Raw genomic sequence first — 12009 nt, 5'->3', positions numbered from 1 at the left:
GCGTGCCGCGCCGATCGGGGCAGGTCGTGGCACCGAGGCACCGACGCTGCCATGATGGACCGCGATGTCCTCCGAACATGTGTCCCGGTCCCCGAAGGCGCCCAAGCGCCGCGCGTCCTCGCGCGCCGACGCGGTGCGCCGCTCGTTCGACTCGGCCAAGGCCGCGCTCGCCGACAGCAACCTGCGCGAGGTGCGGCTGTCGGCGCCCACGTTGCGCTGGGGCCTGCTCGCGGTGGCCGTCGGCGCCGTGGTCGCGGCCCTGGTGACGTTGTTCGTGACCGGCTTCGACAACGAGACGGGCCTGGAAGCGCACAATCCCGGCGCGCCGGCGCAGCCCGTGCTGGACAAGGAGTTCGGCACCGCGGCCAAGGGCGACTGCCTGAGCTGGACCAAGCCCGACCGGTCCGACCTGGTCAAGGTGAACTGCGCGAGCAAGCACATGTTCGAGGTCGCGGCCGACATCGACATGAGCCGGTACCCGGGCAAGGAATTCGGCCCCGGCTCGCGGTTCCCGGACTCGCTGCGGCTCACCGAATTGAAGGAAGAGCACTGCGTGCCTGCGGTGCACAAATACATGTCCGGCCGCTTCGACCCGCGCGGCAAGTACATCGTCGGCCTGATGTACCCCAGCCCGGACGGCTGGCAGCACGGTGACCGCACGCTGCGGTGCGGCTTGCAGGTCGCGGCCAGCGTCGGCACGCCGCCGTCGGTCGGCAGCGCCACCGAGCACGATCAGTCCAGGGTGTACGAGCCCGGCGTCTGCCTGGGCATCAACCAGAACCTGCCCACCGATCCGGTGGACTGCGCCCAGCCGCACGCCGTGGAGATCGTGTCCACCGTCGATCTCAGCGCCCACTTCACCGGCGGACCGCCCGCGAAGGAGGCGCAGGACAAGTTCGTGGAGGAGGAGTGCTCCCGCACCTCGACCGAGTACCTGGGCGGGCCGGACGTCATCCGCAACAAGACGCTCACCCTGTTCTTCGACTACATCGATGCCCGCAGCTGGATGGCGGGCAGCCGCAAGCTGGACTGCATGATCGGCAAGGGAGCTGATCGTGAAGGCTTCGCGCCGATCACCGGATCGGCCAGAGGCGACATCCTGATCAACGGCCAGGCTCCGGTGCCGCCGCCGAACAGCGGACGTTCCACCCCCGCACCGCTGCCCGGCGCCGCGCCGCTGCCGCCACAGCCCCAGCCGAGGTAGCCGAGCGCCGATGCCCGTCTCGATGTCCGCCGACCGTTTCGAGGAATTGGTCGGCGACGCACTGGATCTCATACCCTCCGAGCTGACTCGCGCGATCGATAACGTGGTGGTGCTGATCGAGCCGCGCAATCCGGAGGATCCACATCTGCTCGGCCTGTATCACGGCATCGCCCTCACCGAACGGGACAGTCAGTACGGCGGAGCGCTCCCGGACACGGTGACCATCTATCGCGAGGCCATTCTCGAACACTGCGCCGACGAAGCGGAGGTGGTGGAAGAGGTGGCGATCACCGTGATCCACGAGATCGCACACTATTTCGGCATTGACGAAGACCGCCTGCATCAGCTGGGATGGGGATAGTCTGGACCGTGCTGTATTGCGTACCCCCAACGGTGGGTGTGTAATCGGCACGGAGATCGAAAAATTGGGGATTCGATGGAACCGATCGCGTTGCTGTCGCGTCCTATCACTCGAAGGGGGAATTCTCGTGGTTCCGCCCCATAGCCACTAGAAGGAGTCGAGTCATGGTTGGACATGTACTGATCGCACCCGAAGCCATTCTCGCCGCCGCGGCCGAACTCGACCTCGTCGCCGACCGTCTGGCCGCCGCCGCGGCGATCACCGCGCCCGCGACGCACGTGCTGCCCTCCGGCGCCGAAGAGGTCTCGTTCCTCAGCGCCAGCCATTTCAACCAGGGCGCGATGTCGCACGACCGTGCGATCGCGCAGGCGATTCTGGAATGCCACCACGCGGCGGCGACGCTGCGCGCGCAGCTGGCCCAGCACGTCGCCGGTGATGTGGTGCGCGCCGCGAGCATCAGCGCCATCCAGGTGTAATTCCGAGACCGGTCAACAAGGTTCGAAGCAGGGGAGAAGTCAAACATGGTTGCAGGAGTCACCGGGGTGATCTGGGCCGCGCGCCCATCGGAGATCAATTCGGCCACCCTTCACGCGGGCGCGCACGCGATCCCGATCTCGGCCGCCGCCACCGCATGGGGCGGGCTCACCGCCGCCTGGGTCGACGCGACGACGACCGTCGCCCGGGTGATGGCCGAACTCGGCGTCGGGATGCAGGGCATCAACGGTATCGCCGCGCTGAGCAAGCTCACGGGCTTCCTCGGTTGGTCCGAGCAGCAAGGCGTGCAGGCGGCCGCGATGGGCGCGAAGGCCGCGGCCAACGCCACCGCCTACACCGTCGCCGCGCTGGCGATGCCGAGCCCGCCCGAGATCGCCGCCGTGAACGCCGCCTTGGCCGCGTCGGCCAACCCGCCGGGCGTGTTGTCCGGCGCGTTCGAGGTCGCGGAAGTGGCCAGGCACGCCATGGACATTCGTGCCGCGCTGGTCATGGAGACCTACGAGGCCGCGACCAGCGCCATGGTCGCGACCCCGGCCGAGTTCGTGCAGCCGCCGGCGATCGCCAAGGGCGCGGGCACGGCCACCCCTGAGCAGGCCGCGGAGTCGGCGAGCGAGGTCCCCGCCGATCCGATCCAGGCTGCCGTCGCCGCCACTCAGGCATTCTTGAGCAATCCCGGTGTGGCGAGCGCGGCCACCCAGGCCGCTCAGGCCGTCGGCTCGATCGCGACCACGGGCGTCTCCACCGTCGGCAACGTCGCGGGCAGCGCGATCGCGGCGGCGACGAGTTCCTCCGCACCTTCCTTCGCCGGTATGGCTCCGATGGCCATGGGCGTCGGTGCGGCGGCCACCGCGGCCGGCGCCTCGACTCGCGCGGTGTCGTTCTCCGGCCTGGGGTCGGCGGCGGGCATCAGCAACGGCTCGCTCAAGCTGCCGGACGGCTGGGGTTCGAGCGGCACGATCGGTGGCGGCGCTGCCCACGTGCAGGAGACCGTCGCGGTGAAAGCTCCCGAGGCGGCACCGGTTCGGCCGACGAACAACGGCAACGGCAATCCCCTGCTCGGCAACCAGGTCCGTAGTGACGAGGACGACGAGTCCGAGCACAACGGCCAGGACTACCTGCGGTCGACGGAGCACTTCAACGACGGCCGGTTCACCGCCGACGGCGTCATCGGTGGTGACATCAGCGGGACGGTTAGGTGACCGTTCTCGGCGCGGGCCGCGACCCGTCGACGCTCGAGGCGGTGGTGTTGTCGCTGGACGAGATGCAGTTCCTCCTGGAGAAATTGCAGATCGAAGTTCCCGTCGTTCTGAACGCGCGGGCACGTTACGACAACGTGACCGACCACAGGGCGGCGATGGACGCGGCCGCCGAGTCGCTCGCCCAGCGGAAGCTCCTCATCGACGATGTGCCGCATCGCGATTTGGAGAATCGGCTGCGCGCGCTGAACCGGCCCCACTGGATCATCGCGCTGCGCTTGATCGTCGACGGGTGGGTGAGCCGTTTCTGTCTGGCGCAGGGCGTCGACCTTCCGGTCGTCGCCCTGCGGGGCCAGGATTCCTACGTCATCGATGAGGCAGGGACCGACCTGCCCGGTACGGTCCTGGCGGCTCTCGGCTACGCGGAGCCGCTCGAGCTGTACGGCATGAACGCTCCGACCGAAGAGCTGGCAACGATCTTCGGGGACACCGGCGATGCCGCGGCCACCGCCGAGCGGCTGGCGAAAGTGGGCAATCCCAACCAGGATGCGAAGACCTTGGCCGCCGCCCTGGTCGAGATCCACTCGTACGCCGAGATCGTCGGGGTGGTGTACGGCGACGGCACCAGGGACGTGGCGGACAATCACATAGCCGTCTTCAACACGCGCGCGGGGCGATTCATCGCGACCGCGAGCAAGTCCGACGACGGCGTGAAGTGGACGTCACTCAGCAGCGGAACTCCCGCGCGACTGCGCACAGCGGTGCAAGATCTGATCAGCTCCCTGCCGGAACGCGAGGACTTCCCTCGGAATCCGAAGCTCTCCTGAGCGCACCGAGCGGAGGTCGCTAGCCCATCGGGTCGTCGGAGGTCGGTGCGACGTCGTATCCGAACGGCGGCGTGAACCGGCCCCAGCGAATGCACTCCCACCCGCCGTCCGGCATCGGGACCAATTCGATGGTCTCGGTGTTGTCCAAGTGGTTGTTCGTGGTGAACGGCGGTCGCACGTCCGCGAGCGTCCGGCCGACGAGCCGCATGGCGGCGCCGTGGCTGACCACCATCACGTCACCATGGCTGTCGTCGTCCGGGGTCAGATACGTGTTGCGCAATTCCGCGAGCACGGGCAGGAAGCGGTCCAGGACGTCCTGGGCGGATTCCCCACCGGGCACCCGCAGCGTGAGATCCCCTTCGTGCCAGGACCGATAGATCCGCTGGAAGGTCCGGTGGGCTTCTTCGCCGTGCTGTCCTTCCAGGTCGCCGGCCTGTACCTCGTGGAGGCCGTCGAGCACCATGGCGGCCGCACCGGTGGCCGCCTCGATGTAGCTCGCGGTCTGGCGCGCGCGCAACGCCGCCGAGGAGAACAGCACCTTCGGCGGCCGGAGCAGACCCTCGCCGAATGTCTTCGCCTGTGCCGCACCACGTTCGGTCAGCGGCAAACCAGGAATCCTGGTGTCCAACAGCTTGGCGACGTTACCTTCGGTCTCTCCGTGCCGGACCAGAATCAATCTTCCGGTCATAGGTCCGCCATCCCCTTTCTCAACTGGATCAACCACTCCGCCGCTGCTTCGTCCGACGGTGGCGGCGTACCGGCGGCCGAAGTCGCAGGCCAGGACCCGAGGAAACGGATCCGCGCGGTGCGATGCAATGCTTTGAGCGCTTCGGCCACCGCCGTGTCATCGATGTGCCCGACGCAGTCGAGATAGAAACGGTAAGTGCCCATACCGGTTCGGGTGGGACGAGACTCGATCCTGGTGAGATCGATACCACGCGTGGCGAACTCGGCGAACGCGCGCATCAGCGAGCCCGGTACGTTCGGCAACTCGAGCACGATGGAGGTGCGGTCGGTTCCGGTGGGCGACGGCGCCACCGTGGGCCGGGTGCACAGCACGAAGCGGGTGATCGCCTGCTCGTGGTCGGCGACCCCGGACGCCAGCGCGATCAACCCGAGCCGTTCGCCCGCCAGGGCGGTCGACACGGCGGCGTCGGCATGGCCCGCCACCACGTCTTCGGCGGCGGCGGCGTTGGACGCCGAGGTGTAGGACTGCGCCTGCGGCAGGTTCCGCGCCACCCACATCCGCACCTGGGCGCCGGCCACGGGATATGCGGCGAGGGTGCGCACATCCGACAGCGCCGTACCCGGCTTCCCGAGGATCGTGAAGCTCACCTCGAGTTCGGTCTCGGCGACGATCTGCAGACGCGGGCCGATTGCCAGCGAGTCCAGCGTCGCCGAGATCGATCCCTCGACGGAGCTCTCGATCGGCACCACCGCACCGTCCACGTCACCGGCGCGGATCAGGTCGAGCGCCGCCCCCTGACTGGGCGCGGCGATCCGCTCGACGGGTCCGTCGAAGGTTCCCGAGGCTTCGAGTTGGGCGAGGGCCATCTCGGTGAAAGTTCCGGACGGCCCGAAGTACGCGATTCGCGGCACGGTTACGAGATTACTTGCGCACTCGCCCGGCTCCCCACCGATTGCGAGTGCCCGGCCGATGGCGCACGGCCGTACGGGAACCGTTCAACCTCCGTTGAGCACCCGCAACGCGTCGTTCACCCGGTCGGTGGCCTCGGTTTCCACGGCGAGCAGGACGGAGCGGACCGCCTCGACGGCCGGGGGTTTCAGCGCGGTCAGAAAGGCGATATCGGGGTTGCGCAACGCGGTGGCGATGTCGTCGCCGCACAGGGCGGCGGCCGTGGCCGCGACGATGGCCACCGCGCGCTCTCCGGAGGAGGTACGCGCGACGAAACCGGTATCGGCATGGGCCACCTGTGCGAGGAAGCCGGCGATATCGGTATCCGGAGCATCCAAATCCAGGATCGGCGCGGCGGGGCTTGCGCCGAGGTTGCGGACCAAGCCGTCGGCCAAGCGGCGCCGCGGAGGCGCGGACAACGTCACCAGCACCGGTTGCCCGGATTCCGTCCCTTCCGACACGCCCTCACCGTAACAAGCCTGATCCGCCGGAACCGATCCAGTTCGCTGCGCTCGACACGATCGAAACGCTTGCGGGAACCACACCCTGTCACTTAGCTTAGGGTAACCTAATCACACGCGCCGCCCGCTCCACGGAGGTTTGTATGCCGCGTCCGTCCCTGACCGTCGCACCGTCCACCGCCGAGCGGGTGCGCAGCGCGTGCGCCCACGCGGAGCAAGCGGTGCTGGCCATGCCAGGTATCGATCCGACGCCCGCCTCCGTGCACCACGTACGACAGTGCGGCGACGCCGTGATCGCGGTGCCCACCGCGTCGGTCGCCGCGGTGCTGGCGGGCAACTCCGGGGAGCACGGCGCGCCCGCGGTGCTCGAGCTGACCGACCACGCTCCGCTGCCGCTGCGCGAGCCGGTACGCGCACTGGTCTGGTTGCGCGGCTGGGTGCGCGCGGTGCCCACCCCGGCGCAGCGCGCGCTGGCCGGCGAGGTGGCCGAGGAGAACCCGCATCCCGGACTGCTCGACGTCGGCTTCGGCGCCACCCTGCTGCGGCTGGTGATCAACTCCGCGGTGGTGGCCGATTCGGCCGGAGCGGAATCGGTGAGCAGCGAACAGTTGCGGTTGGCCCAGCCGGATCCGTTCTGCGCCATGGAATCCGCGTGGCTGCAGCACATGCAGGCCGACCACGCCGACGTCGTCGCCCAACTGGCCAGGCACCTGCCGCCGCGCCTGCAACGCGGCACCGTGCACCCGCTGGCCATCGACCGCTACGGACTCACCCTGCGGGTGGAAGGACACGACGGCGACCACGATTTCCGCCTGCCGTTCAGCGCACCGGCCGACGACGTCGAGACGCTCAGCCGAGCCGTGCGCATGCTGGCGGGCTGCCCGTTCCTCAACGGGCTGCGCCGCATCTGACCGGGTCCGTCGCGCACATACCGGGCAGCGTCGAAGTGTGGCACCGGCCGGAGTGGGCGGCATCGACGCCGAGTTCCGGCCGGTCACGATGTCGACGCCGACGCGCCGCGCGTGGTCCAAGGGGAGCGCAATAGATTCGACCCATGCGCGCGGAGTCCGGTGCCCAGTGGGACGAGGCCGAGCCGACCGATCAGGAGCGGCTGGCGATCAAACTCGAGATCACCGTGGTGCTGCTCGTCACGTTCGGGCTCAGCGGCCTCAGCGCCGCTCTGTCGTTGGTGGAGAGCGCGCTCGCCCCGGGCGGGATCGGTGGACGGACCGTCGCGCTCAACCCGTCGCGATCCACGCAATCCACCATCGACCTGCTGTTTCAACTGCTCAGCGTGCTGCGACTGGTGGGCTGGGCGGCGCTGGGGCTGTATCTGCTATGGCGCGGCGGCATGGGTCCGCGCTTGATCGGGCTGGCGAAACGCATCCGGTGGCGTGCGGACGTGCTGCCCGGCCTGGCACTGGCGGCGATCATCGGACTGCCGGGGCTCGGGCTGTATCTGGCCGCGCATGCGCTGGGCTTCAGCGTGACGATCGTGCCCGCCTCGCTCGGCGATTACTGGTGGCGGCTGCCCGCGCTCATCCTGTCGGCCTGCGCGAACTCGCTGGCCGAAGAGGTCATCGTGGTGGCGTTCCTGCTCACCCGCCTACGGCAGCTCGGCTGGTCGGCGAACTCGGCATTGCTCACTTCCGCGCTGCTGCGTGGCAGCTATCACCTGTACCAGGGGTTGGGCGGCGGCCTCGGAAATATTGTGATGGGCGTCATATTCGGACGGTATTGGCAGCGCACGAACAAGCTGTGGCCGCTGGTGCTCGCCCATGCGGCCATCGACGCGGTCGCCTACATCGGCTATACCGTTCTGCGCGGCCGTGTTTCGTGGCTTCCGTGACGCAACTGTGCTCGTCGGAGTGCTAACAGTGCGGCGCCCGCAACGAATTACGAAGCAGCGCCGCTTCCGCGTGCGCGGTGTCCACATGCGGCACCTCACAGACGCCCGATAAGTAGAGTCTCAGTGATGAACGGCGACGACCACCAGCGCAACGCGCGTCCGCGCCGGATGCCGCCGCCCGGCCGGTCCGGCGAACCTCCGATGGGCCGGCGCATGCCCCCGCCGGGACCGGGCGCACCGTCGCCGATCGAGCCGACACACGTGATACGGCGCGATGGATCGGCCGACCCGCACGCTCAGCCACTGGCGTATTCGCAGGTACCCCCGGAACACGCACGCCGCAGGCCGCCGCCTCCCCCGCCGCGCGGGCACGCCCCTACTCAGCGACCCGTCCCCCATCGCGAAGGCCCGGCGCACGCCCCCACCCAACGACCGGTCCCCTACAACGAGGGGCCGCCCAAGCAGCCGCGCTCGTATCGTCAGGGTCCTCCGCCGATGCCGCCGCGCGGTGCACGACCGGCCCGCGCGCCGCGACCGCGCCGCAAGCGCCACCCGTTCCGCTGGTTCCTGGTGATCCTGCTGGTACTGGTGCTCGCCGCCGTCGGGGCCGTCATCCAGCTGGACAACTCGCTCAACCGCATCCCCGCGCTGGCGAACTACGCCAAGCGGGTGGGCGACACCCCCGGCACGAACTGGTTGTTGGTCGGCTCCGACGGCCGCGGCGACCTGAGCCCCGAGCAGGAACAGGAACTCGCCACCGGCGGCGAGGTGGGCCCCGAGCGCACCGACACGATCATGCTCGTGCACGTGCCGAAGTCGGGCAAAACCACCCTGGTCAGCCTGCCGCGCGACTCGTACGTCAGCATTCCGGGCCAGGGCAAGGACAAGCTGAACGCGGCGTTCGCGATCGGCGGGCCCGCGCTGCTCGTGCAGACCGTTGAGATCGCCACCGGCCTGCGCATCGACCACTACGCGCAGATCGGCTTCGGCGGCTTCGCCAGCGTGGTGGACACGCTCGGCGGCATCGACGTCTGCGTGCCGAAGCCGATCGACGACCCGCTCGCGGGCATCGACCTGCCCGCGGGCTGCCAGCGCCTGAACGGACCGCAGGCGCTGGGCTTCGTCCGCAGCCGCGCGACCGCTCTCGCCGACATCGACCGGATGAACAACCAGCGGATCTTCATGGCCGCCCTGCTGAAGAAGGCGACCAGCGGCGCCACCCTGGCCAACCCGTTCAAACTGTGGCCGCTGGCCTCCGACACCGCGAAGTCGTTGAAGGTCGACAACGACGACCACATCTGGGACCTCGGCGGACTGGGCTGGGCCCTGCGGGGCGAGACCGTCGCCACGGCGGTGCCGGTCGGCGGGTTCGACGACACCGCCAGCGGCAATGTGCTGCTGTGGGACAAGGACAAGGCGAGCCGGTTCTTCGACGCGCTGGCCGAGGACCGCGCCATCCCGGAGGACCTGCTCACACGGTAGCGTCGACGCCATGCCGGACACCGACGATGCCGACGAGTCCTTCCCCGACTTGCTGCGCACGCAGATCCGCCATGGATTCACCACCGCCCAGCAGTATCTCGCCGCCGCCGTGTACTTCGACGCCCGCAGGCTGCCGCAGTTGGCCGCACACGCCTATGCCCGATCGCGCGAGCATTACGGCAATGCGCTGCGTATGGTGCAGTACCTGCTGGACCGGGATCTGCCCGTGCAGATCGGCGGGCTGGAGCCGATCGACTCGACCTTCGAAAGCCCGCGTGCGGCAACGGCTCTGCTGCTCGGGATCGAGCAGATCCGCAGCGCGCAGATCAGTGATCTGGCTCGCGCCGCCCGCACCTCGGGCGACTATCTGGGCGAGCGATTCGTCCGGTGGTTCCTCGAGGAACAGGTGAAGAACGTCGCCGGGATGACCACGCTGCTGTCGGTGATCGACCGCGCCGAAGGCCGGCTCTTCGACGTGGAGGAGTTCGTCGCCCGCGAGCTGCGCGGGCAGCCACGCTCCGATATCCCGGCGCCGAAAATGGCGGGCGCAGCGAAGAATTAATTAGGCAACACTAGCCTCAATAAGGCTGTACTTGGATGACACAGGAACTGACCAGCGCTAATGTCGGTGCTATGTCAAGCCATCCGGAATCCCCCCGCAGCAAGTTCCACAGCCTGTTGCACGATCAGATCCGGCACGAATTCAATGCGGAGCATCAGTACATCGCGATTGCGGTGTGGTTCGACAATGCCGACCTGCCGCAGCTGGCCAAGCGGTTCTACAAGCAAGCGGTCGAAGAGCGCAATCACGCGATGATGATCGTGCAGTACTTCCTGGACCGGGATATCAGTATCGAGATTTCCGGCATCGACGCCGCCAAATCGCGGTTCGAGAATGCCAGGGAGCCGATCGCGCTGGCACTCGCCCAGGAGAAGACCGTCACCGAGCAGATCATCCAACTGGCGAGCACGGCCCGGGAAGAGGGCGACTACCTCGGCGAACAGTTCATGCAGTGGTTCCTGAAGGAACAGGTCGAGGAAGTCGCGAACATGACCACCCTGCTCACCATCGCCGATCGCGCCGGGTCGAACCTGTTCGACCTGGAAGAATTCGTCGCCCGGGAAATGAGCGGCCCGAGCGATGCCTCCGGTGCGCCTTCGGTGGCAGGCGGCTCGGTCTGAGGCCTTTGCCGGAAAAGACGAACAGGCCCGGTTCCGCGAGCGGAACCGGGCCTGTCGCCATTTATGATTCCAGACCCGGTCGAGGCGCCGCCGAACATCGACCTACTGTCGCTGCGCACGACAGTTCGGTGAGACTTCCCTAACTCGGCATGGCGGCGGCAATCCACACTGCGAACTCACGAGCGTCGGAAATCGTGTATCGAATTCCCGTCGATTCGGATTTCAGCGCAATGTGACCTGACGCGACCGCAGACCGTCGCGGGAGCGCCGCTCATCGGCCGTCAGCGGGGCGTCGACCGCCAGCGCCTCGGCCAAGCGCGCGCCGAATTCGATCGCGGGCTTCACCCATTCGTCGGCGTGCCGCTCGCGGTCCAAGTCGAACACCGGGACCAGCACGCCGTGCGTACGGAACGACCCGGCGAAACGAGAACCCTCGCCGAGATGCAACCCGCCGGAGGCGTGCACACGGGCCAAGGCCAGCATGAGCGCGTCCTCGTCCTCAGGCCGCACCCAGCGGATGTGCGCCTTCTCACCCGCGTCCACCCACCAGGCGGCGCCGATCACGTCCGCGTCCAGGGCAAGCCGCGCCGACGGCATGATCGCCTTTTTGGCCTGCTCGATGGTGGCCGCGACCTGCGGATCCGGCTCGACACCCTCGGGCACCCACCAGTCGAAGTCCTGGTGCACGGTCAACTCCAGGCTCGCGGCGGGATCCACCACATCGGCCAGCCGCGGCCCGCCCGCGACGCTTTCCACGGAACTCAGCGAATCACCGGGCTCCGCGGACTGGGTCCACAGGATCGCCGCGGCCAGATCGGCGGCCGGGTCCGCACCCTGGAACTGCACCTGCGCGCCGACATAGCCGCTCGGCTCGTCACCAGCGCGCACCAGCGCGGCCACCGCGCCGGGCAGCACCGTGGCGAGTACGACCGGCCGCTCGGCCGCGACCGAGGGCGACAGCGTCAATCGCGCCGTGGCCGACGGTACGAATTCACGCAGCGCGACCAGATCGCACTCCGCGGCCAAGCCCTCGAACGGACGCGTCGCGGCCTGTGCCGCCTGCTCCTGCGCCGCCCGCCGCTCGGCGAGACGCTGCGCCCGGTTCCCGCCGGGCTTCGGACTGTTGCGCTTGCTCTTACCCACGAGGGGTCAAACTACACAGTGTTGGTCTGGCCGCGCCTTCGGCGCGGCGTGTTCTGTGTTTAATTTGCAGCGCCTGCGGCGCTGCGTGTTCGCGGCCCCCTGGTGGCTCGCGTCCGAGCGACCACCGCTGGCGACTTCGTCGCGGACGCGGCGGCCGCTCGGACGCGAGCCGG

14 protein-coding genes are annotated in these 12009 nt (G+C 68.6%); 10 read left to right on the top strand and 4 right to left on the bottom strand.

The window, feature by feature from the left end:
- Positions 1–64 precede the first annotated feature (64 nt).
- The 5 genes from ON27_RS00685 to ON27_RS00665 all read left to right on the top strand — a co-directional run bounded on the left by ON27_RS00685 (position 65) and on the right by ON27_RS00665 (position 4083).
- Complete coding sequence (locus ON27_RS00685; RefSeq protein ID WP_043717699.1) at positions 65–1204, top strand: septum formation family protein; 1140 nt, start codon at positions 65–67, stop codon at positions 1202–1204.
- Positions 1205–1214: 10 nt separating this feature from the next.
- Positions 1215–1565 carry a metallopeptidase family protein gene (locus ON27_RS00680; RefSeq protein WP_043717697.1) on the top strand — a complete coding sequence of 117 codons (351 nt, stop codon included), beginning with the start codon at positions 1215–1217 and terminating at the stop codon, positions 1563–1565.
- A gap of 164 nt (positions 1566–1729) precedes the next feature.
- On the top strand, positions 1730–2041 hold the full coding sequence (locus tag ON27_RS00675) for a PE domain-containing protein (RefSeq protein WP_043717694.1): 312 nt from the start codon (positions 1730–1732) through the stop codon (positions 2039–2041).
- A 45-nt stretch (positions 2042–2086) separates the two neighbouring features.
- Complete coding sequence (locus ON27_RS00670) at positions 2087–3259, top strand: PPE domain-containing protein (protein WP_043717691.1); 1173 nt, start codon at positions 2087–2089, stop codon at positions 3257–3259.
- On the top strand, positions 3256–4083 hold the full coding sequence (locus ON27_RS00665) for an ESX secretion-associated protein EspG (RefSeq protein ID WP_043717689.1): 828 nt from the start codon (positions 3256–3258) through the stop codon (positions 4081–4083). The genes ON27_RS00670 and ON27_RS00665 overlap by 4 nt, the downstream gene beginning before the upstream one ends.
- A gap of 19 nt (positions 4084–4102) precedes the next feature.
- Here ON27_RS00665 and ON27_RS00660 read toward each other — a convergent pair whose 3' ends face one another.
- From ON27_RS00660 to ON27_RS00650, 3 genes are all read right to left on the bottom strand, one after another.
- A complete protein-coding gene (locus tag ON27_RS00660; protein WP_043717686.1) occupies positions 4103–4771 on the bottom strand; it encodes a histidine phosphatase family protein in 669 nt (222 codons plus the stop codon).
- Complete coding sequence (gene pheA / locus ON27_RS00655; protein WP_043717684.1) at positions 4768–5682, bottom strand: prephenate dehydratase; 915 nt, start codon at positions 5680–5682, stop codon at positions 4768–4770. The genes ON27_RS00660 and pheA overlap by 4 nt, the downstream gene beginning before the upstream one ends.
- A gap of 84 nt (positions 5683–5766) precedes the next feature.
- Positions 5767–6180, bottom strand: coding sequence for a hypothetical protein (locus ON27_RS00650; protein ID WP_043717681.1), 414 nt, complete (start codon positions 6178–6180; stop codon positions 5767–5769).
- A gap of 143 nt (positions 6181–6323) precedes the next feature.
- Between ON27_RS00650 and ON27_RS00645 the strand changes: the two genes are divergently transcribed.
- The 5 genes from ON27_RS00645 (at position 6324) to ON27_RS00625 (ending at position 10693) form a co-directional block, all read left to right on the top strand.
- Positions 6324–7091: a DUF2470 domain-containing protein gene (locus ON27_RS00645; protein ID WP_043717679.1), complete on the top strand. Its 768-nt coding sequence runs from the start codon at positions 6324–6326 to the stop codon at positions 7089–7091.
- Positions 7092–7234: 143 nt separating this feature from the next.
- Positions 7235–8029, top strand: a complete 795-nt coding sequence (locus tag ON27_RS00640; RefSeq protein WP_043717677.1) for a CPBP family intramembrane glutamic endopeptidase — start codon at positions 7235–7237, stop codon at positions 8027–8029.
- A 126-nt stretch (positions 8030–8155) separates the two neighbouring features.
- Positions 8156–9511 carry an LCP family protein gene (locus ON27_RS00635; protein ID WP_174377800.1) on the top strand — a complete coding sequence of 452 codons (1356 nt, stop codon included), beginning with the start codon at positions 8156–8158 and terminating at the stop codon, positions 9509–9511.
- A gap of 10 nt (positions 9512–9521) precedes the next feature.
- Positions 9522–10073, top strand: coding sequence for a ferritin (locus ON27_RS00630; RefSeq protein ID WP_043717675.1), 552 nt, complete (start codon positions 9522–9524; stop codon positions 10071–10073).
- A 71-nt stretch (positions 10074–10144) separates the two neighbouring features.
- Positions 10145–10693, top strand: coding sequence for a ferritin (locus ON27_RS00625; protein ID WP_043717673.1), 549 nt, complete (start codon positions 10145–10147; stop codon positions 10691–10693).
- 222 nt (positions 10694–10915) lie between these two features.
- On the opposite strand, the gene ON27_RS00620 is transcribed toward ON27_RS00625, so the two are convergent.
- Entirely contained in the window at positions 10916–11836 is a 921-nt protein-coding gene (locus ON27_RS00620) for a DUF5926 family protein (protein ID WP_043717670.1), read from the bottom strand.
- Between the last annotated feature and the right edge of the window lie 173 nt (positions 11837–12009).

This window comes from Nocardia asiatica NBRC 100129 (genome assembly GCF_000308415.1).
GTDB classification, from domain to species: domain Bacteria; phylum Actinomycetota; class Actinomycetes; order Mycobacteriales; family Mycobacteriaceae; genus Nocardia; species Nocardia asiatica.
This window is presented reverse-complemented; position numbering and strand designations above follow the sequence as displayed.

Coding starts and splice junctions, on each gene's coding strand:
- ON27_RS00685 (WP_043717699.1), top strand. CDS start 65: ATGTCCTCCGAACATGTGTCCCGGTCCCCGAAGGCGCCCAAGCGCCGC.
- ON27_RS00680 (WP_043717697.1), top strand. CDS start 1,215: ATGCCCGTCTCGATGTCCGCCGACCGTTTCGAGGAATTGGTCGGCGAC.
- ON27_RS00675 (WP_043717694.1), top strand. CDS start 1,730: ATGGTTGGACATGTACTGATCGCACCCGAAGCCATTCTCGCCGCCGCG.
- ON27_RS00670 (WP_043717691.1), top strand. CDS start 2,087: ATGGTTGCAGGAGTCACCGGGGTGATCTGGGCCGCGCGCCCATCGGAG.
- ON27_RS00660 (WP_043717686.1), bottom strand. CDS start 4,771: ATGACCGGAAGATTGATTCTGGTCCGGCACGGAGAGACCGAAGGTAAC.
- ON27_RS00645 (WP_043717679.1), top strand. CDS start 6,324: ATGCCGCGTCCGTCCCTGACCGTCGCACCGTCCACCGCCGAGCGGGTG.
- ON27_RS00640 (WP_043717677.1), top strand. CDS start 7,235: ATGCGCGCGGAGTCCGGTGCCCAGTGGGACGAGGCCGAGCCGACCGAT.
- ON27_RS00635 (WP_174377800.1), top strand. CDS start 8,156: ATGAACGGCGACGACCACCAGCGCAACGCGCGTCCGCGCCGGATGCCG.
- ON27_RS00630 (WP_043717675.1), top strand. CDS start 9,522: ATGCCGGACACCGACGATGCCGACGAGTCCTTCCCCGACTTGCTGCGC.
- ON27_RS00625 (WP_043717673.1), top strand. CDS start 10,145: ATGTCAAGCCATCCGGAATCCCCCCGCAGCAAGTTCCACAGCCTGTTG.